23 protein-coding genes and 1 pseudogene are annotated in these 24,101 nt (G+C 64.1%); 16 read left to right on the plus strand and 8 right to left on the minus strand.

Annotated features, from left to right (window positions below):
* The first annotated feature begins 127 nt into the window (after positions 1–127).
* From AX729_RS21290 to AX729_RS21300, 3 genes are all read left to right on the plus strand, one after another.
* Positions 128–901 carry a ferredoxin--NADP reductase gene (locus AX729_RS21290; RefSeq protein WP_061026332.1) on the plus strand — a complete coding sequence of 258 codons (774 nt, stop codon included), beginning with the start codon at positions 128–130 and terminating at the stop codon, positions 899–901.
* A 106-nt stretch (positions 902–1,007) separates the two neighbouring features.
* Positions 1,008–1,328, plus strand: a complete 321-nt coding sequence (locus tag AX729_RS21295; RefSeq protein WP_061026333.1) for a hypothetical protein — start codon at positions 1,008–1,010, stop codon at positions 1,326–1,328.
* Positions 1,329–1,428: 100 nt separating this feature from the next.
* On the plus strand, positions 1,429–2,691 hold the full coding sequence (locus AX729_RS21300; RefSeq protein ID WP_061026334.1) for a cytochrome P450: 1,263 nt from the start codon (positions 1,429–1,431) through the stop codon (positions 2,689–2,691).
* A gap of 162 nt (positions 2,692–2,853) precedes the next feature.
* On the opposite strand, the gene AX729_RS21305 is transcribed toward AX729_RS21300, so the two are convergent.
* Complete coding sequence (locus AX729_RS21305; protein ID WP_061026335.1) at positions 2,854–4,104, minus strand: DUF763 domain-containing protein; 1,251 nt, start codon at positions 4,102–4,104, stop codon at positions 2,854–2,856.
* Between the two features lie 126 nt (positions 4,105–4,230).
* On the opposite strand from AX729_RS21305, the gene AX729_RS21310 reads away from it, so the two are divergent.
* Positions 4,231–5,376: a mechanosensitive ion channel family protein gene (locus tag AX729_RS21310; protein WP_061026336.1), complete on the plus strand. Its 1,146-nt coding sequence runs from the start codon at positions 4,231–4,233 to the stop codon at positions 5,374–5,376.
* Between the two features lie 14 nt (positions 5,377–5,390).
* Here AX729_RS21310 and AX729_RS21315 read toward each other — a convergent pair whose 3' ends face one another.
* Positions 5,391–6,311 (minus strand): PepSY domain-containing protein, encoded by a 921-nt coding sequence (locus tag AX729_RS21315; RefSeq protein WP_061026337.1) that lies wholly within the window; start codon positions 6,309–6,311, stop codon positions 5,391–5,393.
* 200 nt (positions 6,312–6,511) lie between these two features.
* Complete coding sequence (locus AX729_RS21320; protein ID WP_061026338.1) at positions 6,512–7,492, minus strand: tripartite tricarboxylate transporter substrate binding protein; 981 nt, start codon at positions 7,490–7,492, stop codon at positions 6,512–6,514.
* Positions 7,493–7,607: 115 nt separating this feature from the next.
* Between AX729_RS21320 and AX729_RS21325 the strand changes: the two genes are divergently transcribed.
* Genes AX729_RS21325 through AX729_RS21350 form a run of 6 tightly spaced genes read left to right on the plus strand, consistent with a single transcriptional unit; the run spans position 7,608 to position 12,520 of the window.
* Positions 7,608–8,318, plus strand: coding sequence for a TetR/AcrR family transcriptional regulator (locus AX729_RS21325; RefSeq protein WP_061026339.1), 711 nt, complete (start codon positions 7,608–7,610; stop codon positions 8,316–8,318).
* Positions 8,319–8,349: 31 nt separating this feature from the next.
* The gene (locus AX729_RS21330) at positions 8,350–9,234 is read left to right on the plus strand and encodes an amidohydrolase family protein (protein ID WP_061026340.1); all 885 of its coding nucleotides are present in this window, start codon (positions 8,350–8,352) and stop codon (positions 9,232–9,234) included.
* A gap of 51 nt (positions 9,235–9,285) precedes the next feature.
* A complete protein-coding gene (locus tag AX729_RS21335) occupies positions 9,286–9,999 on the plus strand; it encodes a PIG-L deacetylase family protein (protein WP_061026341.1) in 714 nt (237 codons plus the stop codon).
* Positions 9,996–10,679, plus strand: coding sequence for a 4-carboxy-4-hydroxy-2-oxoadipate aldolase/oxaloacetate decarboxylase (locus AX729_RS21340; protein ID WP_061026342.1), 684 nt, complete (start codon positions 9,996–9,998; stop codon positions 10,677–10,679). Before AX729_RS21335 ends, AX729_RS21340 begins: the two co-directional genes overlap by 4 nt.
* Positions 10,680–10,703: 24 nt before the next feature.
* Entirely contained in the window at positions 10,704–11,573 is an 870-nt protein-coding gene (locus tag AX729_RS21345) for a substrate-binding domain-containing protein (protein WP_061026343.1), read from the plus strand.
* Complete coding sequence (locus AX729_RS21350; protein WP_197433646.1) at positions 11,570–12,520, plus strand: DUF1932 domain-containing protein; 951 nt, start codon at positions 11,570–11,572, stop codon at positions 12,518–12,520. Before AX729_RS21345 ends, AX729_RS21350 begins: the two co-directional genes overlap by 4 nt.
* Here the strand turns inward: AX729_RS21350 and AX729_RS21355 are convergent.
* Entirely contained in the window at positions 12,499–12,813 is a 315-nt protein-coding gene (locus AX729_RS21355; RefSeq protein WP_061026498.1) for a hypothetical protein, read from the minus strand. The two genes, AX729_RS21350 and AX729_RS21355, sit on opposite strands and share 22 nt — an antisense overlap.
* A 183-nt stretch (positions 12,814–12,996) precedes the next feature.
* Entirely contained in the window at positions 12,997–14,238 is a 1,242-nt protein-coding gene (locus AX729_RS21360) for an amidohydrolase family protein (RefSeq protein ID WP_061026345.1), read from the minus strand.
* A 147-nt stretch (positions 14,239–14,385) separates the two neighbouring features.
* Between AX729_RS21360 and AX729_RS21365 the strand changes: the two genes are divergently transcribed.
* On the plus strand, positions 14,386–14,802 hold the full coding sequence (locus AX729_RS21365; protein ID WP_061026346.1) for a nuclear transport factor 2-like protein: 417 nt from the start codon (positions 14,386–14,388) through the stop codon (positions 14,800–14,802).
* Here the strand turns inward: AX729_RS21365 and AX729_RS21370 are convergent.
* Entirely contained in the window at positions 14,799–15,557 is a 759-nt protein-coding gene (locus AX729_RS21370; protein ID WP_061026347.1) for a GntR family transcriptional regulator, read from the minus strand. The two genes, AX729_RS21365 and AX729_RS21370, sit on opposite strands and share 4 nt — an antisense overlap.
* Before the next feature lie 194 nt (positions 15,558–15,751).
* On the opposite strand from AX729_RS21370, the gene AX729_RS21375 reads away from it, so the two are divergent.
* The 5 genes and pseudogenes from AX729_RS21375 to AX729_RS21395 all read left to right on the plus strand — a co-directional run bounded on the left by AX729_RS21375 (position 15,752) and on the right by AX729_RS21395 (position 20,940).
* Positions 15,752–16,609, plus strand: a complete 858-nt coding sequence (locus AX729_RS21375; protein WP_156457117.1) for an ABC transporter ATP-binding protein — start codon at positions 15,752–15,754, stop codon at positions 16,607–16,609.
* Positions 16,609–17,385: an ABC transporter permease gene (locus AX729_RS21380; RefSeq protein WP_061026348.1), complete on the plus strand. Its 777-nt coding sequence runs from the start codon at positions 16,609–16,611 to the stop codon at positions 17,383–17,385. The genes AX729_RS21375 and AX729_RS21380 overlap by 1 nt, the downstream gene beginning before the upstream one ends.
* A 39-nt stretch (positions 17,386–17,424) precedes the next feature.
* Complete coding sequence (locus AX729_RS21385; protein ID WP_061026349.1) at positions 17,425–18,450, plus strand: ABC transporter substrate-binding protein; 1,026 nt, start codon at positions 17,425–17,427, stop codon at positions 18,448–18,450.
* A gap of 18 nt (positions 18,451–18,468) precedes the next feature.
* Entirely contained in the window at positions 18,469–19,902 is a 1,434-nt protein-coding gene (locus tag AX729_RS21390) for an amidohydrolase family protein (protein WP_061026350.1), read from the plus strand.
* Between the two features lie 129 nt (positions 19,903–20,031).
* Positions 20,032–20,940 (plus strand): annotated as a pseudogene (locus tag AX729_RS21395) (amino acid ABC transporter substrate-binding protein).
* Between the two features lie 235 nt (positions 20,941–21,175).
* On the opposite strand, the gene AX729_RS21400 reads toward AX729_RS21395, so the two are convergent.
* Positions 21,176–22,387: an acyl-CoA dehydrogenase family protein gene (locus tag AX729_RS21400; protein ID WP_061026351.1), complete on the minus strand. Its 1,212-nt coding sequence runs from the start codon at positions 22,385–22,387 to the stop codon at positions 21,176–21,178.
* Between the two features lie 55 nt (positions 22,388–22,442).
* A complete protein-coding gene (locus AX729_RS21405; RefSeq protein WP_061026352.1) occupies positions 22,443–24,068 on the minus strand; it encodes a long-chain fatty acid--CoA ligase in 1,626 nt (541 codons plus the stop codon).
* Between the last annotated feature and the right edge of the window lie 33 nt (positions 24,069–24,101).

The following is a 24,101-nucleotide window of genomic DNA, read 5'->3' on the forward strand; positions in this document are numbered from 1 at the left end:
GCTTCCGATCTTGGGCAGCCTTGACCGCCGGATCAAGCAGGATTATTCATTAGTATACGAATGATCGTGTACAAACGACGCATAGCTGCCCGCCTCGTAACCGCAATGACGCGACAGGGAAGGTGTGATGAGCAATTTCAATCAGGAAAGCGTTTTGAGCGTCCATCATTGGACCGACACGCTCTTCTCCTTCAAGACCACTCGCAGCCCGACCTTCCGTTTCCGCAACGGCGAATTCACCATGATCGGGCTCAAGGTCGGCGAGAAGCCGCTGCTGCGTGCCTATAGCGTCGCCAGCGCCAATTACGAAGACACGCTTGAGTTCTTCTCGATCAAGGTGCCCGACGGCCCGCTGACCTCGCGGCTTCAGCATTTGAAGGAAGGCGACGAGATCATCGTCAGCCGCAAGGCGACCGGCACGCTCGTGATCGACAATCTCGAGGAGGGGCGCAACCTCTACCTGATCGGCACCGGTACTGGCCTTGCGCCGTTCCTGAGCGTGATCAAGGACCCCGAGACCTATGAGCGGTTCGAGAAGGTGGTGCTGCTGCACGGCTGCCGGCACGTGAAGGAACTCGCCTATGGCGAGATGATCAACGAGCATCTGCCGAAGGACGAGCTGCTCGGCGAGTACATTCGCAACCAACTGATCTACTACCCGACCGTGACCCGCGATCCCTTCCGCAACCGCGGCCGTATCACCGACCTCATCACGTCGGGCAAGCTGTTCGCCGATATCGGGCTGCCCGTGCTGGAAGCAGCCCGGGATCGCGTCATGATCTGCGGCAGCCCGGCGCTGGTCGCGGACACCCGCGTCCTCCTGGGCGAGCGCGGCTTCGCCGAGGGCAACCATGGCGAGCCGGCCCAGTTCGTGGTCGAAAAGGCCTTCGCCGAGCGGTAATCCCGGAATTCCTGCGCAATAAGACCGCATTTTCGCCGCGTCGGGCCCGTTGCGGCGCCGATTCGGCGCTTGATACTATGCGGGAGCGAATCAGCGGAGTTCCCACATGGTTGCGGACAGCGACAGCAACATCGCCTGGCACCGGGTTCAGTTGAAGAAGAACCGCGCCGAGTTGAAGGCGCTGGAGACCGCGCGCTTCACGATGGGCGAGATCGCCTCGTCGAAACGGAATGGCCAGATCCAGAAGGCGGTCGCGGACCTCAAGCGGAAGATCGCGCAGTCGGAACGCGTGATCGCCGATCACGACAAGCGCACACGCCGTCCGCTCGCTACCGACCTGCAGAGCCTCAGCAATGGCAGCTGGAGCCATTGGGACGCCTACACGCAGCAGCGCAAGACCGGTCAGCGCTCTCCCGGACGCGGCTAGACCCCTCTCTCGGCATTTCCTGAAGCGCGCGCTCCAGCCCTTGCGCCGGCGGTGCCGCGCACCATCTGGGTGAGACGCCAGCAATCAGTCCGGTGCTCCCATGACAGTCCGCCTCGATTTCACCAGCGAGGCCTACCTTCGCGATCCACCCAGGGCGATTGCGGCGCTGCGCATGTCCGGCCCCGTCGTCGCGACACGATTTCCTCTCATCGGCGACGTCTGGATCACCACGACCCATGATGCCACCGCGCAAATCCTGAAGGACGGCGCGACCTTCACGTTGAGAAGAGAAGATGGCGACGTCGCTGGTCTGCGCTGGTGGATGCCGGGATACGTCAGGACCATCGCCAACAACATGCTGACGATGGACGAGCCGGATCACACGCGGTTGCGCAGCATCGTGGACGAGGCGTTTCGCCGTCGCGCGATCGTTGCCATGGAGCCGCGCATCCGTGCCATCGCCGACGGTCTCGCCGACGAGATCTTTGCGAACGGAAGCACGGCCGACCTCGTCCAGCGCTACGCGCGCATCCTGCCGCTCGCAGTGATCTCGGAGCTCCTGGGCCTGCCGCCGGCCGATCGCCCGAAGTTCATCGCGTGGGCCAACGAGATGTCCTCGCTGACGAATGTCGTCAGCTTCTTCCGCCTGCTGTTCGCGTTCCGCAAGATGCGCGCTTATCTCGAACGGCAGCTGCAGATCGCGCGCGTGCAGGGCGGCGAGGGCCTGATCGCCGAACTGATCCAGGTCGAGCGCGAGGGCGGCCAGATCACGCCGGACGAGATGGTCTCGATGGTGTTTCTGCTGCTCGCGGCGGGCTCCGAGACCACCACGCATCTCATCAGCGGCTCGGCTTACGAACTGCTCAGGAACCCCGGCTTGCGCGATTGGCTCGAACAGGACTGGAGCCGGGTCGGCCTCGCCGTCGAGGAGTTCCTGCGGTTCGTCTCGCCGGTGCAGTTCTCCAAGCCGCGCTATGTGCGGCGGGACGTGGAGGTCGAGGGGATTCTCCTGAAGAAGGGCGATCGTGTCATGGTGATGCTCGCGGCAGCGAACATGGATCCCGCGGTGCATGACCGTCCCGAAATTCTCGATCTCGAACGCAAGCCCAACCGGCATCTCTCGTTCGGAACAGGAATCCATTTCTGCCTTGGCCATCAGCTCGCGCGCATCGAGGCGGCCTGCGCGCTGGAAGCGCTGTTCGTGCGATGGCCGAAGCTCGGTCTTGCCGTCGAGGCCGCCGAGATCCATTGGCGCAGGCGGCCGGGCTTGCGCGCGATCGCGAAACTTCCCGTCACGGCTGAGGGCCGTGGAACACCGGGGCGGGCGGGAGCGAGCCTTGAGCGTTCCCTCGCGACGAGCTGAGATCAGCGACCGCGACAAGAAGCGGAATTCGGACAGTCGCGGCGTTGGACGGCGGTCCATCCAGGCTGAACAATACCAGGACCACGCCGCGAACCGGCTCGACGACACTCCGGAGGCCGACCGACCTGAGAGCGTTCCTCCCGACAACTCGCGGACCGGTGTTCAGCCGGTCCGCTTTTTTGTCGCTGCGAGGTCGCGCTCCCATCCGAACACCGAGCGGCCATCGAGATCCGGCGAGGCGGCAAGTTCGCCGGCGATGAAAGCCTCAACCGACGGCCCGCTTGCAGTTTGCTCCAGCCGCCGCGCCTGATCGTCAAGCCGCTTGATCGCCTGCATCTCCTCTTCGCGTCCGAGCCTGGCGCTCTGGATCGCGCCCTTGAGCACGCGAATGGTCTCATCATAGACCTTGATCGGAACGGGGTAGGGATGCCGGTCCTTGCCGCCATGGGCGAGCGAGAAGCGCGCTGGATCCTTGAAGCGATACGGCGCGCCGTGGACGACCTCGGCGACCATCGCCAATGAGCGCACGGTGCGCGCGCCGACGCCCGGCGTCAGCAGCAGTTCGGGGAAATCGACCGGACCGCGCTCGGCCGCCGCGGCCAGCGTGCCGTGCAGGCGCCGCGTGAACACGTCCTTGGGGCGGACATCGTGATGCGCGGGCATGATCAGATGGGGCAGCATCGCCTGCGCCGGTTCCTGCGCCGTCCCGGTGAGGCGCTCCAGCTCGGAGACGATGCGGTCGGGGCCGAGATTGCCCAGAAGCTCGAGCTGCGCGGCTCGCGAGACGTCGGCGCGATGGTCGGTCAGGTTGACGATTTCGCCTTGCTGCGGGCCGTCGATCGCGCTGTGCGGCGTATCGACGAAGCTCTTCAGCGCCTCGGAGTGCCAGTGATAGCGGCGGGCCTGCCGCTTGTCCCCATTCATGCCCTGCTGCACCACCGTCCATTTGCCGTCGGCGGTCACGAAGAAGCCGTGGAGATAGAGGTCGAAGCCGTCCTGCACGGCCGCGCTGTCGACCTTCGCCACCAGGCGGCTGGCGCGGGTGAGCTTTGCGCCGTCGAAGCCGACGCGGTCGCCGAGCTGCATCAGCTCGTCCGGCGTCTTGCGCGAATGCTGGCCCCGACCGCCGCACACATAGATGCCGAGCTCATCCTGAAGCGGTTCGAGCCCGCGCTTCAGCGCGCCAATCACGGACGTGGTGATACCGGAGGAGTGCCAGTCCATCCCCATCACGGCGCCGAATGACTGGAACCAGAACGGATGCGCCAGCCGTTGGAGGAACGCATCGCGGCCGTAATGATGCACGATCGCCTGGGTGACAATCGCGCCCAGCGAGGACATGCGGCTCGCCAGCCAGGGCGGAACCCGTCCGGTGTGAAGAGGGAGATCGGCGCTGCCGGTTCGTCGAGTCATTGAATCTCAATCTAGCGCAGTTCAGGGACGGTTGCATCAGCGGGATGCTGCATTGCACTGGGCGGGGGAGCCAAGACGGCCAGACGGCGTTGAGCGCGCTGGTGCGCATGAAATGGCGGGGACGCAATGAATTGGCAGGCCCTCATGGCCGACATCAATGGGATGCTCGGCTGGATACCCTCATGGTTCATTGGCCTCAGCCTTGTTGCCGGAGCGATCCTGCTCGCCCTGTTGGTCTACCGGCTCGCCATATGGCTGCTCGGCCGCACCTTCGGAACTCGCTTTCCCCTTCTGAGCGTGTTCGTCGATCGGACCACGGGCCCGGCCCAACTCGCGCTGTGTCTGGCTGCCGTCGCCCTGGTGCTGCCGCTCGCACCGCTCGACGACGCGATCCGCACGCCGCTGATGCGGCTGTTCGTCGTGGCTTTCATCGCGCTCATCGGCTGGATATCGATCCGGATCGTCGACATGAGTGCGGCGCGCTATCTCCAGAACTTTCGCGACGTCACCGAGAATTTCGTCGCGCGCAAGCACGTCACGCAGGTGCGCGTGTTCAAGCGCGTCACGGACACCATCATCGTCATCATCACGGTCTCTGCCGCGCTGATGACGTTCGATTCGGTCCGGCAATACGGGGTCAGCCTGTTCGCCTCCGCCGGTGCCGCGGGTCTCATCGTCGGTCTTGCCGCGCGGCCGCTGCTGAGCAATCTGATTGCCGGCCTGCAGATCGCCATCACCCAGCCGATCCGCATCGAAGACGCCGTGATCATCGAGAACGAGTGGGGATGGGTCGAGGACATCGCCTCGACCTATGTCGTGATCCGGTTGTGGGACTGGCGCCGCATGGTGGTGCCGCTGTCCTATTTCATCGAAAAGCCGTTCCAGAACTGGACACGCGATACCGCCTCTCTGATCGGCGTGATCGCGCTTCATGTCGATTACCGCGCCGATGTTCCGCGCATCCGGCGCTGGCTGGAGGGAGCGGTCAAGGAGTCCAAGCTTTGGGATGGAGCGGTGGTCAATCTCCAGGTGATCGATGCGGACTCTCGCACCATCGAGCTTCGCGCTCTGGTCAGCGCCAGGAATGCGCCGCAATCCTGGGACCTGCGCTGCGAGATGAGGGAGAAGCTCATCGCCTTCATCCGCGACGAGATGCCGGAGGCCTTGCCGCGCGAGCGCGCGATTCTCATCCCGTCAGGTGGAGACGACGATGTCGATCTCCCGCGACGCTCCGCGCCGCCGGAGAAGATGCGGGCGGGTGCACGCAATTGAATGCAGGCCGGATGCTACGCCGCTCCAGCCATGGCTGCGTCGGTCTGTCCGCCGGCGCGTCGCCGCGGCTTGCGCAGCTTGCGCCGGGCCCAGATCAGGAGTCCGGTCGACAGCAGGATCAGAAGTGCGATCGAGGTGATGACGTTCAGAGGCGAAGCGATCAGGGCCGACCAGTTTCCCTCGTGGATCAGGCGCGGCCAGTTGCGCGGCAGCGGTGTGACGCCGGATGAACTGACGGCGTAGGCGCGCAGCTCTCCGTCCTCATAGATCCGCGCCATCATGCGCCCGCCGCGGGCGCCGATCGAGATGACATGCGACAGCTCGTGCGAGTCTGCGACCATGCGAACGGCGTCGGGCAGGGCAACGGGACGTCCGCCCGCTGGAGCGGCGCTGCTCTGGAACGTCAGGCCGAACGCCATGCACAGGCCGGTCAGGGGGCTCAGGAGAGTCAGCGGCAATGCGAACCAGGCCGTGCCCTTGTGCCATCCGGACAGCGTGTTGCGCAGCCTTGGCAGCCCCATGAGAGCGCCGAGCAACATCAGGGTCACCATGGCGATCGTCGAGCTTGTCACCAGCCACGTTTGGCCAAGCAGCCGTTCATGCGTGATGCGTGCCCACAGGAGGAGATCGGCGAGGGTGGACCTTGAGGCAACGACTTCGCCGGTTGCGAGATCGATCGCAGATGCTCCCGCCCCCTGCAGCGTCATCCGCTGCGCAGCGGCATTGATCGAAAGCCCGCGTGCCTTGCCATCCGGATCATACCGTTTCACCAGCTCGACGATGCGCCCGGATTCAATCGCCTGACCGCTGATGCCGCTGACTTGCACCAGCGGCTCAAAGGACAGGATCAGTCCGGTGGCGATGATCGCGAGCAGGGGTAGTGCGAAGACCAGCGTGATCCAGCGATGCAGTGCCAACAACAAAGGTTTGCTCATTCTCAATCTCCGGCGAGCTCACGCTTTCGTCGCCCGGCGCAGCCCCGATGACAAATGACGCTTTGTCCATGTTGCTGCGTTGATTTGCAGCAAACGAGGTTGGCGATGTTGGCGAACGCCAATCGTTTGCATCTGGTCGGAGATCGTCTGGCGGCGCGCGAAGCAGGCGCGAAATCGCGGGCGATACGCGATGACCCGCCTCACTGCGCGCGAATGTTGGCGGCCTTCAGCACCGGCTCCCATTTGGTCGCCTCGGCCCGCATGTAGGCGTCAAAGTCCTTGGCGGATGAACCGACCGGCGTCGCGCCGATCTTTCCGAGTGTCGACTGCACGTTTGAGTCTTGCAGCGCGGCCTTCAGATCGGTCTCGAGCTTGGCCACGATCTCCGGCGGCATCTTTGCCGGACCAAGCACGCCCCACCAAACCGAGACATCGTAGCCGGCGACACCGGACTCCGCGACCGTCGGCACATTCGGCAGAGCTTTGGAGCGTTCGGCCGAGGTCACCGCGAGCGCGCGCACCGGGCCGCCTTCGAGCTGGCCGATGGCTTCCGCAAGCGGATTGATGCTGAGCGGGATCTCGCCGGCGATCACGGCCGTGAGCGCCGGTGCGCCGCCCTTGTAGGGGATCGCGACGATCTTGGTGCCGGACATGTATTTCAGCAGCTCGCCGGCCAGATGTGCCGAGGTGCCGTTGCCGGACATGCCGTAGGAGAGTTTGTCAGGCTCCTTCTTCGCTGCGGCGAGCAGATCGCCGAGCGTCTTGTAGGGGCTGTCCTTCGCCACGACGATCGCGAGCGGCGAGGAGGCCACTTCCGTGATCGCGGTGAAATCCTTGAAGGTGTCATAGGGCACGCTGGGGTAGATGAATTGGTTGAGCGGATGGCCGCTCGCGACCAGGATCAGCGTGTACCCGTCGGGCGCGGCCTGCGTCAGCGCCTGCGAAGCAACGATGCCGCCGGCGCCGGGACGGTTGTCGATCACCGGCTGCTGGCCCCAGGTCTTGGCCAGTGCCTGGCCCAGCGTGCGCGCGAGCACGTCGACCGCGCCGCCGGCGGCGTAGGGGACGACAATGTGGACGGGTTTGCTCGGATAATTGTCGGCGGCCCACGCGGCGCCGCCCGCCAGCAGCAGACCGGCACCCAGCAGCAAACCGCCGATCTTCTTGTTCAAACCCAACATATTCCCAGCACTCCTCGAGGGCATTTGCGCCTGTCGGCGGTCTCCAATCCGTTCCGGACGCCGCCCATGGTTCTTGTTGACGAGACCTGATCTCTTGTACGATAGTACAAATCCCATGGTACGCAAGTCCACCAGCACGGAAACGGCGCGCAAGCCGAACATGCGCGAGGCGATCCTCGCCGCGGCCGAGGAGTTGTTCGCCACCAACGGATTCAATGCCGTCTCCGTGCGCGACATTGCGCAGGCCGCAGGTGCCAATCCCGGCAGCGTGACCTATCACTTCAAGACCAAGGACGGCCTGCTGCTCGAGATCTACCGGCGCCATTGCGGGCCGATGAACCTGCGCCGCTCCGAGTTGCTCGCGGCCGCCAAGCGCGTGCGCGATCTCCAGGACCGGCTGGAGGCGATCGTGCGCGCCTATGTGGTGCCGGCGTTCACGTCCGGCAGCGATCTCGCCGGAGGCGGGGCGCGCTTCACGCGCCTGCGCGCCGTGATGTCGGCAGAAGGCAACGACGTCGCGCGAAAAATCATCGCGCAGACGTTTGACGACACCAGCCATGCCTTCATCGACGCGATCCACGAGAGCCTGCCGCACATTCCGCGCACCGACATCGTCTGGCGCAGTCACTTCCTGCTCGGCGCGCTCTATTATTCGCTGGTGACGCCGGAACGGGTTTCGCGCCTGTCGCGTGGCGAAGCCGATGGCGGCGACGCCGCCAATGCCATCGAGCAATTGGTGCAAGCCACTGTGGCCGCGTTCCAGGCGCCCGCGCTGGATCAAGCCCCGCCGGCGCGACGGCGGCCGGTCGTCAGCAGCAAGACTTGAAACAAGCGTCTCGCTTCGGCGGGTTCACCCGATGACGATGATGTACACGCCGACCATTCCGCCGCCTGATCCGAACACGCGCACGCCCAGTTTCAAGCTGCCGAAGCTGTCGTGCGATGCGCATTGCCACATCTTCGGACCCGGCGCGAAATATCCTTACGCGCCCGACCGATCGTACACGCCGCCGGACGCGCCGCTGGAGGATTTTCGCGCGCTGCATGCCAAGCTCGGCGTCGAGCGCGCCGTCATCGTCAATGCCAGTGTGCACGGCACCGACAATACGGTAGCGCTCGATGCCATTGCGCAAAGCAACGGCGCCTACCGCGCGGTCGCCAATATCGATGATGGCATCACCGAGCGCGGACTTCGCACGCTGCACGAGGGCGGCTTCCGCGGCTGCCGCTTCAATTTCGTCCGTCATCTCGGCGGCGTCCCTGATAAGGGCGTGTTCGAGCGAGTCATTGCGAAGGTCGCGCCGCTCGACTGGCATATCGACCTGCATTTTGACGCGATCGACTTGCCTGAATATGCCGACATGTTGGCAAAGCTGCCGCTCAATTACACGATCGACCACATGGGGCGGGTGAGGGCGTCCGAGAGGCTCGACCAGCTGCCGTTCAGGATCCTGATCGAGCTGATGCAGCGTGACGAGAAATGCTGGGTCAAGATCTGCGGCTCGGAGCGGGTGTCTTCGGCGGGGCCGCCATTCACGGACGCGGTGCCGTTCGCGCGAAAGATTGTCGAGACGGCACCCGATCGAGTCATCTGGGGCACCGACTGGCCGCATCCCAACGTCAAGGTGATGCCGAACGACGGTGATCTCGTCGATCTGATTCCATTGTTCGCGCCGGAGCCGGAGTTTCAGCATAAGATTCTGGTCGACAATCCCGCGCGCCTGTTTGGCTTCAGCCAATGAGGGGGCTGCGATCGAAATGATGCCCACAAACGAAAGAAGGGAGTTCGTCCCATGAAAACAGGTCTCGTGATCACCGCCCATCCCGGCGATTTCGTCTGGCGCGCCGGCGGCGCCATCGCGCTTCACGCGAAAAAGGGCTATCGCATGAAGATCGTTTGCCTGTCTTTCGGCGAGCGTGGCGAGAGCCAGTTCGCCTGGAAGGAGAAGGGCGCGACGCTGGAGTCGGTCAAGGCCGGCCGCAAGGACGAGGCGGAGCGGGCGGCAAGGCTGCTGGGCGCCGAGATCGAGTTCTTCGATTGCGGCGACTATCCGCTGAAGCTGACCGAGGCGCATTTCGACCGCATGGTCGACATCTACCGCGAGCTCAACCCGAGCTTCGTGCTGACGCATGCGCTGGAAGATCCCTATAATTTCGACCATCCCAACGCGGCGCACTTTGCACAGGAGACGCGTGTGGTGGCCCAGGCGATGGGCCACAAGCCCGGTGCGCAGTACAAATACTCAGCGCCGCCGGTATTCCTGTTCGAGCCGCACCAGCCGGAGCAGTGCAATTACAAGCCGGACCTGCTCCTCAAGATCGACGAGGTCTGGAAGGAGAAATACGAGGCGTTCCAGATCCTCGCTGCGCAGAAGCATCTCTGGGGCTATTACGAGCGCGTCGCCCTCAACCGCGGCATCCAGGGCAGCCGCAACACCGGCGTGCCCATGACGTATGGTGAGGCCTATCAGCGGCTGTTTCCGACCGTTGCGGAGGAGCTTGCATGAAGCCGGTCGTCGTTCGCAACATCAGGCGTGCCGATCCCGACGGCATGGCGGCGTACGGCGTCTCGACCGTGCACGAGGCCTATGGCCGCATCGGCCTGATGAAGCCGTATTTGCGGCCGGTCTGGCCGGGTGCGTCGATTGCCGGACCTGCCGTCACCGTGCTTGCGCAGCCCGGCGACAATTGGATGATCCATGTCGCGGTCGAGCAGTGCAGGGAGGGCGACATCCTCGTCGTCGGCTGCTCCACCGACAATACCGATGGCATGTTTGGCGAACTGCTTGCGACGTCGCTGCAGGCGCGCGGTGTGCAGGGATTGATTATCGATGCCGGCTGCCGCGACGTCAAAGCGCTGCACGAGATGAAGTTTCCGGTATGGTCGCGCGCGGTCTCGGCCAAGGGAACGGTCAAGGCCACACTCGGTTCGGTCAACGTCCCCGTCGTCTGCGCCGGCGTCTATGTCGATCCCGGCGACATCGTCGTGGCCGATGACGACGGTGTTGTGGTGGTGCCGAAGCGCTATGTCATTGAAGTCGCCGAGAAGGCGAAGAAGCGCAATGCGGACGAAGGTGGCAAGCGCAAGCGGCTGGCCTCCGGCGAGCTCGGTCTCGACATGTACAACATGCGCGAGGCGCTGGCGAAGGCCGGGCTGATGTATGTCGACAGTCCCGAAGACGTCTGAAGCGACGGGAAACGGAGCGGACGGATGGATCGTCTGAAGCTGAAGGCGGTGCTCGGCAGTCACCCCCATGTGCGGGCGGTGAAGAGCGGCGAACTCCGCTCCGACCTTTTCGATCTCGACTTCATCGAATACACGCCGACCAACACCGCGTTCAAGCCGATGGTCCGCGAGCAGGCCTTTGACGTCTGCGAGATGGCGATCGTCACCTATCTAATGGCGAAGGCGCATGGCAAGCCGCTGGTGCTGCTGCCGGCAACCATGCTCGGCCGGTTCCAGCACGCCTACGCGCTCTACAATCCGGGGCGGGGCACGCTCGGGCCGTCCGACCTCGAAGGCAAACGCGTCGGCATCCGCTCGTTTACAACGACGACCGGGGCCTGGATCAGAGGGATTCTCGCTAACGACTACGGCGTCAACCTCGACAACATCAAATGGGTCACCTTCGAGGATCCGCACGTTGCCGAATATGTCGACACCACCGAGCGTGCGCCCAAGGACAAGAAGATCCAGCAGATGTTGCTCGATGGCGAGCTCGACGCCGTCCTTGGCGAGACCTCCGATAATCCCGAGCTGAAGCCGCTGTTTCCCGATCCTGCTGCGGAGGCCGCCCGATGGTACGCGCGTCGCGGCGTCGTGCCGGTCAATCATCTCGTGGTCGCGACCGAAAAGCTGGCGAGATCGCGCCCCGATGTCGTCGCAGGCGTCTATGATCTTCTGAAACGAAACAAGGCGCAGGCGGGGCCGGCCGGCTCGCCGGATCTCGTTCCGTTCGGAATCGAAGCGAACAGAAAACCACTCGAACTGATCGTAGACTACGCATTCCAGCAGGCGCTGATCCCGCGCCGTTACGCGGTCGAGGAACTGTTCGACGAAACGATGCGAGGATTGAACTGATGTCTGATCCGGGACGGTGGCAGATCGGGCTGGTGGGCTACGGCGAGGTCGGCAGGATTCTTGCCGAGGATTTGCGCCAGCAGAACATCAAGGTCGCCGCCTACGACATCAAGCTCGGCGGCGAGCAGGGCGCGTCACTGAAGGAGCATGCGGCGAGATTTGGGGTGGTGCTCGCGGGCTCTCATGCCGAGCTGACCGCGAAGTCTGATCTCATCGTCTCCGCAGTCACCGCCAGCCAGGCCGTTCCGGTCGCAAAGGCCTGTGCGGCGGCGCTCAATCAGGGCACCTGGTTCCTCGATTTCAACTCGGCGTCTCCGGGTGCCAAGCAGCGCGCCGCTGCACTGATCGACGCCGCGGCCGGGCGCTATGTCGAGGGCGCCGTGATGACGTCGGTCCCGCCCTATCGCATCAAGGTGCCGCTGCTGCTCGGCGGGCCCGGCGCGAGGGAGCTGGAGCCGCTGCTGAACGCGATCGGCTTTGCGGCGAGGGTTGCCAGCGAAGAACTCGGCGTATCCTCGGCCGTCAAGATGTGCCGCAGCATCATGATCAAGGGCCTGGAGGCCATGGTCATCGAGAGCTTTACCACCGCGCGCGCCTATGGTGTCGAGGATGCCGTGCTGGCTTCGCTGGCGGAAACCTTTCCCGGCATCGATTGGGAGAAGCAGGGCGCCTATTTCTTCCAGCGCGTGATCGAGCACGGCCGCCGTCGTGCCGAGGAGGTGCGCGAGGTGGCCGAAACCGTGCGCGAGGTCGGCCTGACGCCTTGGTCGGCGCAGGGCACCGCCGAACGACAGGCCTGGGTAGCCGATCTTGCTGATGAGGGGCTGTTCGGAACCAAGGGGACCAAGGAATTCGCACGCAGCGCTGATTGGCGTACCGAGGCGGATCGGATCCTCGCGAAGGTCAAGCGCGCAAAGCCATCAGCTCAGGATCGCACCAGGACCTGAAAGGTCACGACATGGTCGCGAGCGCGCTCGATCAGGTCGATGAGATTGCGGGATTTGCCGACGAGTTGCTCCGTCACCGGCTGGGTGCGGAATTCGGCCAGCACGGCGCGAACGCATTTGCGCGCGGCGTCGAGCGTCCACAGCGTACGGTTCAAATCGTCCTGCGTCTGGATCCCCGCGAGATCGAGATCGGACAGAACGTGCTCGATGCCCTCGAGCCGCTTTACCGCGGTATCGGTGGGCGTTCTGGCCTGGATGGAACGATCGTCGATGCTGCGAAACGCGCTGAACATGGCCATACTTCTCCGATCGCACGCAACAGTCACTGCAGGGCCCAGTTAAGGTCGGCGCGCCCGATCTCGCAACGCGTGGGGGCTACGGTCCGGGATTCTACCGGTCTGGCTGGGCTGAAGCGGCGGTAGTATAGAACGTAAGCGGCCACCTTCCCGACAATCCTGCCTGAGGTGGCTGCGCGCTCAGCCTCCGGGCTTGAACAAAGTGGCCCGGGGCCGCTCGAATGTGCGTCGGCCGGCCTTGAAGCCCATGATGATCTCGGGCAGCTCGGCGATGGCGAAACGGCTGTCCCGGGTGTCGAGCACGACGAGATCGGCGGGATTGCCGACCTTGATGCCGTAGTCCCCGAGGTTCATCAGCCGTGCCGGCAGCTCGGTGACGAGATCGAGGCAGGTATCGAAGTCGCTGACGGCGGCATGCGCGACATTGGCATAGAAGTTCGCCATACGCAGCAACGAGGCATCGCCGAACGGCGTGAAGGGATTGAGCACGTTGTTGGTCGCGACCGAACACAATACGCCGTCATCGGCGAGCTTGTGGGCGAGCGTCAGTCCCCGTGGCGCGTTATGGGTGGCATCCCGCCCCATCAGATAGAGATCGGTCGCCGGCAGAACGGTGACGGCAACGCCGGCTCTTGCCAATTGCGCGGTGGCGGCTTGCATCCTATCGGGCGGCAACGCCGAGAGCTTCGTGGCGTGGCCGATCGCCACCCGGCCGTGATAGTTGCGTCGCTCGGTCTGCCGGCAGACCTCGTCGAGGTGCCACCAGGAGGGATCGAGGTCGAAGTCGAGATGGAGATCGACATCGACATCGAATTCCTGCGCGAGATCGAAGATGCGTTCGAGATGCGCGACCGGGTCGCTGTCCATGTAGGGACAGCCGCCGATCACCTCGCCGCCGTCGCGCAGCGCCTGGACCAGCAGCTCTTCGCTGCCGGGATCGTTGGTCAGGCCCTCCTGCGGAAAAACACAGAGCGACAGATCGATCGCCCAAGCATAGTCGCGCTTCAGTGCCTTGATCGCTTCGTAACCGCGCAAGGCGATGCGCGGGTCGATTTCAACATGGGTGCGCATGCGTGTCGTGCCGTGCACGATCGCGCGTTCGAGCACTCTGGCGCCACGGGCGTAGACATCCTCGACGGTGAAATCCTTCTTCATCCCGGCCACGGCGCGGATGGCTTCCGAGACGCTGGCGTGATTGTGTCCGCAGCGGCCGAGCAGGCAGGCCTTATCGAGATGGATATGGGTGTCGACGAAGCCGGGCAGGGCGAGACGCCCGCCGAGGTCGACTTCGACGCCCTCGCAGGCGAGCTTTGGCTCGATCGCGGCAATACGACCGCTCTTCACGCCGATATCGACGGGTACGGCGGATGAGCGCGACAGCGCGTTGCGGACAATCAGGTCGAAAGCGGTCTGGGTGGTCATGGCATCGGATTCAGCTGTGATAGCCTAGCGGAAGGTCTGGGGGCAGGCAGCTCCAGATTGTGTGCACTCTTGACATCAAGCTGTTCAAAAAATGTGCATGCAGTTTGGGGTACGAATTGTAGGATGCTGACACCCGGAGAATCCAGTATGTCCGCCCCCACAAAAACCGAACGCCCGATGACCGACGCCCAGATCGTGGAAGCCTATCTCACGGCGTCGATGATACCCGATCCTGACGCCGCTTCGGCCTATATGAAGCCGGGCACGGTGATCACCTTCACCGGCGGGCGTGAGTTCGACCATCCGCGCGGGCCGACCGGTTTCAACGCCAAGCGCTATCGTTGGGTGAAGAAGAAGATGGACCGGTTCGATGTCTGCCCCGGCGCGGACGAAACCGTCGTCTACAGCGTCGGCACGCTGTACGGCGAGTGGATGGACGGCACGCCGTTCGAGGGCAATCGCTATGTCGATCGCTTCGTCGTCCGGGGCGGCCAGATCGTGAAGATGGACGTGTGGAACGACAGCGCCGAGCGCATCCTCGTTCAGCGCGGCATCGAGGCTTAGCCCCTCCGTGCGATTTTCGGCAGCTTGACGACGCGGTCGCTCGTCACCTCGTCGGCATAGGGCGCGAGGATATCGAGCAGATCCCGGCCGCGCTGGGGAGTCGGGGCCACCAGCGCGCGATTAGCCACGGAATCCAGGTGATGATGCATCAGCTCCATCACCTTGACCTCGTCGCCTTTCGCGAGCGCGGCGATGATGGCGCGGTGCTCGTTGATGGCACATTCGCTGGAATGCGGCCGGCTGTAGAGCGACAGCGTCAGGCAGCAGCGATAGGCGACCTCGCTGACATAGCGAACCAGGATCGGGCTGTTCGTCATGTGCGCTATCAGGATGTGGAATTCGGTCGCGAGGCGGATCGACACCGCATCCGTGCCGCCGCGCGCACGATCCTCGGCGTCGACATGGGCGTTCAGCTCGGCGATCTGCGCCTTTGTCAGCTTGCCCGCGAGCTGGCGCACGACTAATCGTTCGAGCTCGATGCGGATGTCGAAAGCATCACGCGCCTCCTGCCAGCTCGGCGTCGCCACCACCGCGATCCGGTTGCGGCGAAGCTCGACGAGGCCCTCCGCGGCGAGTTGCCCAAGCGCGTGGCGGGCAATGGTGCGGCTGACGCCGAAACGCTCGCCGAGCGCATCCTCCGGCAGCTTTGCGCCGGGCTCCAGCGCCTGCTCGATGATCGCCCGCCTGAGCGCGCGGCAGATCACGCTGACCTTGTCCGACGATTCGGAAATCTTGCTGTTCGCGCGCGCCGCCATCCGCGAATCCTAATAGGGGTGAGAGTTCTCTTTAGCATATTCCACGGCCAATTCAGCGCTTCAATTGCATGCAGTTTGGGGCCAGGATTGCCTAGAATAAGACCGGCCATGCGGCGAGGGCTTTTGCCAGGTCGTTGATTTGTCTACGTCCGATGGCTGGCATCCAGCTTGCATGCACTTTTGCTGTGATGCGCATGCAAACCCACGCCCAGTTTGACGGGCAGCTCGTTCCCGAGGGCTCCGGCCCGACCGCCATCGAGCTGTCCGAGGCCTCCGTGACCTTCGGGCGCGGCGATCGCGCCGTCCCGGCTCTGTCGAAGACCACGCTCAAGATCGCCGATGGCGAGTTTGTCGCCCTGGTCGGTCCGTCGGGATGCGGCAAATCGACCATCCTCCGTCTCGTCAGCGGCCTAGTGCAGCCGACCACTGGCGTCGTCATCGTCGGCGGCCGTGAGGTCGCGGCGCGCGCGATGCGGGTCGGCATGGCCTTCCAGAACCCGACCATGCTGCCGTGGATGACGATTGAGCGGAACATCATGCTGCCGCTGAAGATCGTCGAGCCGTTCCGCTCGAACTTCCGGAAGCTGCGCAAGACCGAATTCCGCGACAAGGCCAATGCGCTGCTGGAGCAGGTCGGCCTAAAGGGGTTCGGCAGCCGGTACCCTTGGCAGCTCTCCGGCGGCATGCTCCAGCGCGCCAATCTCTGCCGCGCGCTGATCCACGAGCCGCGCATGCTGTTGCTCGATGAGCCCTTCGGTGCGCTCGACCAGTTCACCCGCGAGGAATTGTGGGCGATCCTCCAGAACCTCTGGATGACGCACAAGCCGACGGTGCTGCTGGTGACGCATGACCTGCGCGAAGCCGGCTTCCTCGCGAGCCGGATCTGCGTGATGAGCGCGCGTCCCGGCCGCATCCTCGACGACAGCCGCGTCGAATTCGCCCGGCCGCGCACGGTGGCCATGACCTTCGAGCCGGAGTTCGTCGCACTGAACCAGAAGCTGCGCGCCTTCATAGAGGACGCGCGGAGCGCAGCTGAGCAGGGGGCAAGCTGATGTTCGGGATCGATGTCAGGCAGAAGGCGTGGTCGGCGGGGCTGATCGTGCTGTTCTTCGTCGCCTGGGAATTGTTTTGCCTGATGACGGGCATGTCAGACCTGGTGCTGCCGCGCCCGTCGCAGGTGTTCGTGACGCTGGTCGAGCGTTTTCCGGTGTTGTGGCCGCACATCGTGCAGACACTGGCAACCACGATGCTCGGTTTCGTGCTTGGCGTGGCGCTCGGGGTGACCCTCGGTGCCATCATCGGCGTCTCCAGGACGGCCTATGACACCTGCTATCCGCTGCTGATCGGCTTCTCGTCGATCCCGAAAGTCGCGGTGGTGCCGATCTTCGTGCTGTGGTTCGGCTCCGGTACGGTGCCGGCGGTGTTGACCGCACTGTCGATCTGCTTCTTCCCGATCGTGGTCAACATCGCGACGGGCCTTGCGACCACCGAGCCCGAGCTCGAGGACGTGTTGAAGGCACTCGGCGCCAGCAAGCTCGACATCCTCTGGAATGTCGGCCTGCCCAGGACCATGCCGTTCTTCTTCGCGTCGCTGAAGGTCGCGATCTCCTACGCTTTCGTCGGGGCGGTGCTGTCGGAGACTGTCGCCTCCAATCGCGGCATCGGCAACGTCATGATGACCGCCTCGTCCAATTTCAACGTGCCGCTGGTGTTTGCCGGCCTGTTCGTGCTCGCCGGCCTCGGCGTCGCGCTCTACGTCGTGTTCTCGCTGATCGAAGGGCGGGTCACGGGCTGGGCAACGCGCAAGAACGACGTGATCGCCACCTGATTTGTCAACCGTCATGCAACGAAGCTTGAGGAGGTCTCGATGTTGAGAAAAGTAAGTGTCGCGCTGCTGGGACTGGCTCTGTCCACCGGCGCCGCAATGGCCCAGGAAACGACCATCAAGTTCACGCTCGGCTGGAAGACCCAGGGCAGCGATGCCGCGTTCTTCTACGCCAAGGACAACGGCTACTTCAAAGCGGAAGGCCTCAACGTCGTCATCGACCAGGGCGAGGGCTCCGGCGCCACCGTCACCCGCATCATGTCGGGGGCCTATGACGCCGGCTTCGGCGACGTCAATGCCATCATCCAGAACGCCTCGACCAAGCCGCAGGAGGCGCCGGTCATGGTCTACATGATGTGGAACCAGCCGCCGTTTGCGATCGTCGCCAAGAAGTCAAGCGGCATCAACACCATCAAGGATTTCGAGGGCCGCACGCTCGGCGGCGCGCAGGGCACGCCGACGACACGGCTCCTGCCGGTGTTCACGCGCAAGAACGGCCTCGACGGCGAGAAGATCAAGATCTCCAACATGGCGCCGAACCTGCAGGAGCCGATGCTGATCAAGGGCGACATCGACGCTGCCCTCGTCTTCAACATCACCAGCTACTTCAACCTGGTGCTCAACCGCCAGGACCCGGACAAGGACTTCAAATGGTTCTCGTTCGGTGAGTACGGTCTCGACCTCTATTCCAACGGCGTGATGGTGTCGCGCAAGCTGATCGCCTCGAACCCGAAAGCTGTCGCGGGCCTGGTCCGCGCCATCAACAAGGGGGCGATCGCGGTTGCGAAGGACCAGAATGCTGGCATGAAGGCGGCGGTGAACTACGACAACCTCATCAACGCGGATGTCGAGAAGCGGCGCTTGCAGTATTCCTTCGAGAAGCTGATCGTCTCGCCCGAGATGAAGGAGATCGGCATCGGCGACATCAAGGACGACCGCATGGCGCGTGCCATCGGAATCGTGGTCGAGGGCTATCAGCTCGCCCGTGCGCCGACGCCTGCTGAAGTGTTCTCGCGCGAGTTCCTCCCGCCGCGCGCGGAGCGGGAGCTGGTCTATACAGCGAATTGAAGTATTGGAGGGACGCTCATGGCCACGGAGATAGCGGCGACCAGCCTGTTCTGTGGCCTCGAGCGCGGTGTCATCGACAATGTCGTGCTGCGGCACGATGACGGCGTCATCACCGACATCTCGGAACGAGCGGGCGCCGCGCCGCGCTCTTTCGTCCTCCCGGCCTTCGTCAACGCCCATGACCATGCTCGTGCCACTGCGTCGTCCTTCGGCGCGGTCGGCATGCCGCTGGAGAGCTGGATCCTGCGGACCGCGCTCGGCACACCGGTCGATCCCTACCTGACCGCAGCTTCCGCCTTGGCGCGTTCGGCCAAGGCCGGCTGCGCGGCCATGATGGTGCACTACACACGCCCGAGCGGGACGATGCCCTTGGTCGATGAGGCGGAGGCCATCGCGAGGGCTGCCTCCGACGTAGGCATCCGCATTGCGTTTGCGATGGCCGTGCGTGACCAGAATCCGATCGTCTACGGTGATGCCGAGCCGGTGCTGTCCGGTCTCTCCGGCGATGATCGCAGAACCATCGAGGAGCTGTTCGTCCGCGCGCCGATGTCGCCAAAGGCGTATATCGAGCTGACGGACGCAATAGCCGCCGCGATCGCCGGCCCGATGGTCGACGTTCAACTCGGGCCCGCCGGCGTGCAATGGTGCTCGAAGCCATTGCTGGAGGCCGTGGCCGAAAACTCGGCGCTGACGGGCCGCCGCATCCATATGCACTTGCTGGAGACCGTGTACCAGCGGGCCTGGGCCGATCAGCACTTTCCGGACATGGTGCGCTGGCTACGCGACATCGGTTTCCTCTCGGAGCGTTTGACGCTGGCGCATTGCATCCACGCAAGGCCGGATGAGCTGGAGATGATCGCGTCCTCCGGCGCGCGCATCGTCACCAATTTCAGCTCGAACATGCATTTGCGCTCGGGACTCGCCCCGATCGCCGCTGCCCACAAATGCGGCTGCGCCGTCGCCGTCGGCGTCGACGGCCTCGCGCTGGATGAGGACGACGACATCCTGCGCGAGATGCGGCTGGTGCAGATGGTCCATGGCGGGCTCGGGTTCAAGCCGACCTGGACCCCGGCCGAGATGTTCGCGCTCGCCATCCGCAACGGGCGTCGCGCGACCGGCGCGCCGGGGAGCGGCGAGCTCGTCGCAGGCAATCCCGCCGACTACGTCGTGATCGATCTCGATCGGCTGGATCGCGACCAGATCATGCCGGTCGACCTCATGGCGCTCCTGTTCGCGCGGGGCAACGCATCGCTGGTCAAGGAGGTCGTCGTCGCCGGCAAGACGATCGTGAAGGAAGGACGCTGCGCTGGCATTGATCTGCCGGCCATCGAAGAGCAGTTGCGGGCCATGTACCGCGTCAATGTCGGCAAGCTCGATCGTTTCCGGCGGACTTGGCCGCCGTTGTCGGAACGGCTGGGCGGCTGGTTCGAGCAGCAGCTGACCTGCCAGTGACGTGCGGACGAAGACGTATATCCAGGGGCGATAGCAGTTAGACGCAGGCCACGTCTGGTGTTCCCCGGAGGTGTAGGCTATCAGCTCCTCGATTGCTCGATACAGCCACGTCCCCTTGAGGAGCCCCCGATGCGTCCACTCACCGTTCTGCTGGCCTTGACCTGTCTTGGGAGCGCAGCTTCAGCCGAAGACCTGTCCGGCACGCTGCAAAAGATCAAGGAGACCAAGAAGATCACGCTCGGCTATCAGGAGGCCTCGGTGCCCTTCAGCTATCTGGATGGCAATCAGAAGCCGGTCGGCTTTGCCATGTATATCTGTCTCGAGATCGTGGACGCCGTGAAAAAGCAGCTCGGCATGCCCGACATCGCCGTCGACACGCTCGCGGTGACGTCGTCGAACCGTATTCCGCTGATGGTCAACGGAACGCTCGATCTGCATTGCTCGGCGACGACGAACAATGCCGAGCGCCAGAAGCAGGTCGCCTTCACCAACACGCATTTCCTGAGCGCGACGCGGTTTGCCGCGAAGAAGGCCGCGAAGATCAACACCATCGACGATCTCAAGGGCAAGGCGGTCACCGCGGTGGCGGGATCGGTCAACCTGACGCAGCTTGCCAAGGTCAACACCGAGCGGAACCTCGGCATCAATGTGATGCCGGCCAAGGACCAAGCGGAAGCCTTCCTGCTGCTGGAGACCGACCGCGCCCAGGCCTAGGCGCTCGACGACGTGCAACTCGCGGTCGCGATCGCGCGATCGAAGGAGCCGCAAGCTTACATGATCAGCGAGGAGGCGTTCTCCAAGCCCGAGCCTTACGGCATCATGCTGCGGCGGGAGGATGCACCGTTCAAGGCGCTCGCCGACCGCGCGACGGCGGAGCTCTATGCGAGCCCGAAGATCGAGGTGCTCTACCGGAAATGGCTGCAATCGCCGACCCCGCCGAACGGCCTCAACTACAACGTCCCGATGTCGCCCGCCTTGCGCAACGCCTTCAAGAAGCCTAGCTCGAGCGCCGATCCGGATGTGTATGGGGTGAATTGAGGCGAGGGTGCCGAGGCACTGATTGCGACCGCGCTGCATGTTATTGCGCCCTCTCCCCTTGTGGGAGAGGGCAGCTCCGCTAGTCGATACGAACTCACTTGGGTGAGGGGTCTCTATCCTCACGAACGGTCCGGCGAGGGGAGAGAACCCCTCATCCGGCGCTTCGCGCCACCTTCTCCCACAAGGGGAGAAGGAAGCGCGAGCGCCGACGGCGCCTCACAAACGAGCGCTTCTTCTAAGCGTTCGAATATTTCTTCAGCTCGAGCCGGGCGATCTGGTTCCGGTGGACCTCGTCCGGCCCGTCCGCGAGCCGCAGCAAGCGCGCGGTCGCGTAGGCCTGGGTCAAGCCGAAATCGTTCGAGGTGCCGCCGCCACCGTGCGCCTGGATGGCCCAGTCGATGATCTGGCAGGCCATGTTGGGCACGGCGACCTTGATCATCGCGATCTCGGCTTTCGCCACCTTGTTGCCGACCGTGTCCATCGCGTAGGCGGCATTGAGCGTCAGCAGCCGGGCCTGCTCGATCATGATGCGGGCCTCGGCGATGCGTTCCTGTGTCACGGTCTGCTCGGACACGGGCTTGCCGAACGCCACGCGGCTGCGCACGCGCCGGCACATCTTCTCCAGCGTACGTTCTGAAAGCCCGATCAGCCGCATGCAGTGATGGATGCGGCCGGGACCGAGACGGCCCTGCGCGATCTCGAAGCCGCGGCCTTCGCCGAGCAGCATGTTCTCCTTGGGCACGCGGACATTGGTGAAGATCACTTCAGAGGCGCGGTCGGGCACGCCGTAGAAGCCGAACACGGGCAGGGGACGCTTCACCTCGATGCCGGGCGTGTCCATCGGCACCAAAATCATCGATTGCTGCTTGTGGCGGTCCGGATTGTCAGGATCGGTCTTGCCCATGAAGATGCAGATCTTGCAGCGCGGGTCGGTCGCGTTCGTCGTGTACCATTTGCGGCCGTTGATGACGTAATGGTCGCCGTCGCGCACGATCGAGCTCTCGATGTTGGTCGCATCGGATGAGGCGACCGCAGGCTCGGTCATGGCGAAGCAGGAGCGGATCTCGCCGGCGAGCAGCGGCTTCAGCCAGCGCTCCTTGTCCTTCTCCGAACCGTAGCGCTCCAGCACCTCCATGTTGCCGGTGTCGGGCGCCGAGCAATTGAACACTTCGGGGGCGAGATGCGAGCGGCCCATGACCTCGCAGAGCGGGGCATATTCGAGATTGGTGAGGCCGGCGCCGTGACGGCTCTCGGGCAGGAACAGATTCCAGAGTCCCTCGGCGCGCGCCAGCGGCTTCAGCTCCTCGACGACAGGATAGACCTTCCACGGCCCGAGTTCCTCCGCCTCGCGATAGAAGCGTTCCTCGTTCGGATAGATGTGCCGGTCCATGAAGCTCTCGAGCTTGCGCTTGAGCTCGACGACTTTGGGCGACATCGGGTAGAGCATCTCTGGTCTCCTGGATCGAAGGGCGGCGCGGACGTCCGCGCGATGATGCGTCGCTTCACGCGACGCGGTACTCCCTGAACTTCTCGCGCAGAGCGGACTTCAGCACCTTGCCCGTGCCGGTCATCGGGAACTCGTCCAGGAATTCCACCGCGTCCGGCATCCACCAGCTCGCGATCCTTGGGCGCATGTGGTCGAGCAGCGCCTTGCCGTCGACGGTCGCGCCCTTCTTGCGGACCACGAGGAGCAAGGGACGCTCCTGCCATTTCTCGTGCGAGATCGCGACCACGGCAGCTTGGAGCACGTCGGGATGGGACAGTGCGATGTCCTCGAGCTGGATCGAAGAGATCCATTCGCCGCCGGACTTGATCACGTCCTTGGAGCGATCGGTCAGCGTCACGTGGCCTTGCGCGTCGATCACCGCCATGTCGCCGGTGATCAGCCAGCCGTCGCGATCGAGGCCTTCCTCCAGCTTCATGTAGCCGGAGGCGACCCAGGGGCCGCGGGCGCGCAGATGACCGACGGTCTTGCCGTCGCGCGGCAGTTCGTTGCCGGCATCGTCGACGATGCGCAAGGCGGTGCCGAAACAGGCGCGCCCCGAGACCTGGCGTCGATCGAATTTCTCCGTCTCGCTGAGATGCTCCGAGCCGGGCCGCAAGCCCGGCATTGAGCAGCCCAGGGCCTCGGTCATGCCCCAGGCCTGGATGTAGTCGACGCCATATTCGCGCTTCAGCTTCTCGACCATCGCGCGCGGCGGCGCCGAGCCGGACGAGAGCGTCGCGCGCAGCGTGGAGAATTTGTTGCCGGTGCGACCCAGCCAATCGAGCAGGATCAGCCAGAAGCTGGGCACGCCCGCCGACAGCGTCACTTTCTCGCCTTCGAGCAATTCATAGAGCTTGTCGGGCTCGTAGTTGCGGCCGGGCAGCACCAGTTTCGAGCCGGTATAGGGAGCCGTGAACGGCATATTCCAGCCATTGCCGTGGAAGAGGGGCGCCATCGGCATCATCACCTCGCGTACGCCCTCGACATGGCCCGGCAGGAAGTCGAAATTGCAGCAGGTCATCGTCTGCAGGATCGCGGCGCGGTGCGAATAGATCACGCCCTTGGGATTGCCGGTCGTGCCCGACGTGTAGCAGATGGTGGAAGCGGACTTCTCGTCGAACTCCGGCCAGACGAATCCGGCGTCGTTCTCCTTCTCCAGAAGCTCTTCGTAGCAATGGACATTGGCGAGCTTCGTCTCCGGCATCCGCTCGCGCGAGGACATCACGATACATGCCTCGACCGTCTTCAATTGCGGCGCGATCGCCTCGACGAGCGGCAGCGTGGCGCGGTCGAAGAACAGGAGACGGTCTTCGGCATGGTTGATGATGTAGACGAGCTGCTCGGGAAACAGCCGCGGATTCACTGTGTGCAGCACGTAGTTCATGCCGGGGGCGGCGTAGAACATCTCGAAATGGCGATGGGTATTCCAGGCCAGCGTGCCGACGCGGTCGCCGGGCTTCATGCCGAGCCGCTTGAGCGCCAGCGCCATCCGCTTGATGCGGGGATGGGCGTCCGCATAGGTGTAGCGATGGATGTCGCCCTCGATCTCGCGCGCGACGATCTCCGCTTCACCGTGATAGTCGGCTGCGTACTGGATCAGGCCGCTGATCAGAAGCGGCATGTCCATCATCAATCCCTGCATGGTCTCCTCCGGATCGCCGCGTCGTTGCGCGGC

This window comes from Bradyrhizobium sp. CCH5-F6, from assembly GCF_001556045.1.
GTDB lineage: Bacteria > Pseudomonadota > Alphaproteobacteria > Rhizobiales > Xanthobacteraceae > Bradyrhizobium.

What these genes read in the sequence shown, in the direction of transcription:
- AX729_RS21290 (WP_061026332.1), top strand. Translation starts at nt 128, where the DNA reads ATGAGCAATTTCAATCAGGAAAGCGTTTTGAGCGTCCATCATTGGACC.
- AX729_RS21295 (WP_061026333.1), top strand. Translation starts at nt 1,008, where the DNA reads ATGGTTGCGGACAGCGACAGCAACATCGCCTGGCACCGGGTTCAGTTG.
- AX729_RS21300 (WP_061026334.1), top strand. Translation starts at nt 1,429, where the DNA reads ATGACAGTCCGCCTCGATTTCACCAGCGAGGCCTACCTTCGCGATCCA.
- AX729_RS21305 (WP_061026335.1), bottom strand. Translation starts at nt 4,104, where the DNA reads ATGACTCGACGAACCGGCAGCGCCGATCTCCCTCTTCACACCGGACGG.
- AX729_RS21310 (WP_061026336.1), top strand. Translation starts at nt 4,231, where the DNA reads ATGAATTGGCAGGCCCTCATGGCCGACATCAATGGGATGCTCGGCTGG.
- AX729_RS21315 (WP_061026337.1), bottom strand. Translation starts at nt 6,311, where the DNA reads ATGAGCAAACCTTTGTTGTTGGCACTGCATCGCTGGATCACGCTGGTC.
- AX729_RS21320 (WP_061026338.1), bottom strand. Translation starts at nt 7,492, where the DNA reads ATGTTGGGTTTGAACAAGAAGATCGGCGGTTTGCTGCTGGGTGCCGGT.
- AX729_RS21325 (WP_061026339.1), top strand. Translation starts at nt 7,608, where the DNA reads ATGGTACGCAAGTCCACCAGCACGGAAACGGCGCGCAAGCCGAACATG.
- AX729_RS21330 (WP_061026340.1), top strand. Translation starts at nt 8,350, where the DNA reads ATGACGATGATGTACACGCCGACCATTCCGCCGCCTGATCCGAACACG.
- AX729_RS21335 (WP_061026341.1), top strand. Translation starts at nt 9,286, where the DNA reads ATGAAAACAGGTCTCGTGATCACCGCCCATCCCGGCGATTTCGTCTGG.
- AX729_RS21340 (WP_061026342.1), top strand. Translation starts at nt 9,996, where the DNA reads ATGAAGCCGGTCGTCGTTCGCAACATCAGGCGTGCCGATCCCGACGGC.
- AX729_RS21345 (WP_061026343.1), top strand. Translation starts at nt 10,704, where the DNA reads ATGGATCGTCTGAAGCTGAAGGCGGTGCTCGGCAGTCACCCCCATGTG.
- AX729_RS21355 (WP_061026498.1), bottom strand. Translation starts at nt 12,813, where the DNA reads ATGTTCAGCGCGTTTCGCAGCATCGACGATCGTTCCATCCAGGCCAGA.
- AX729_RS21360 (WP_061026345.1), bottom strand. Translation starts at nt 14,238, where the DNA reads ATGACCACCCAGACCGCTTTCGACCTGATTGTCCGCAACGCGCTGTCG.
- AX729_RS21365 (WP_061026346.1), top strand. Translation starts at nt 14,386, where the DNA reads ATGTCCGCCCCCACAAAAACCGAACGCCCGATGACCGACGCCCAGATC.
- AX729_RS21370 (WP_061026347.1), bottom strand. Translation starts at nt 15,557, where the DNA reads ATGGCGGCGCGCGCGAACAGCAAGATTTCCGAATCGTCGGACAAGGTC.
- AX729_RS21375 (WP_156457117.1), top strand. Translation starts at nt 15,752, where the DNA reads ATGCAAACCCACGCCCAGTTTGACGGGCAGCTCGTTCCCGAGGGCTCC.
- AX729_RS21380 (WP_061026348.1), top strand. Translation starts at nt 16,609, where the DNA reads ATGTTCGGGATCGATGTCAGGCAGAAGGCGTGGTCGGCGGGGCTGATC.
- AX729_RS21385 (WP_061026349.1), top strand. Translation starts at nt 17,425, where the DNA reads ATGTTGAGAAAAGTAAGTGTCGCGCTGCTGGGACTGGCTCTGTCCACC.
- AX729_RS21390 (WP_061026350.1), top strand. Translation starts at nt 18,469, where the DNA reads ATGGCCACGGAGATAGCGGCGACCAGCCTGTTCTGTGGCCTCGAGCGC.
- AX729_RS21400 (WP_061026351.1), bottom strand. Translation starts at nt 22,387, where the DNA reads ATGCTCTACCCGATGTCGCCCAAAGTCGTCGAGCTCAAGCGCAAGCTC.
- AX729_RS21405 (WP_061026352.1), bottom strand. Translation starts at nt 24,068, where the DNA reads ATGCAGGGATTGATGATGGACATGCCGCTTCTGATCAGCGGCCTGATC.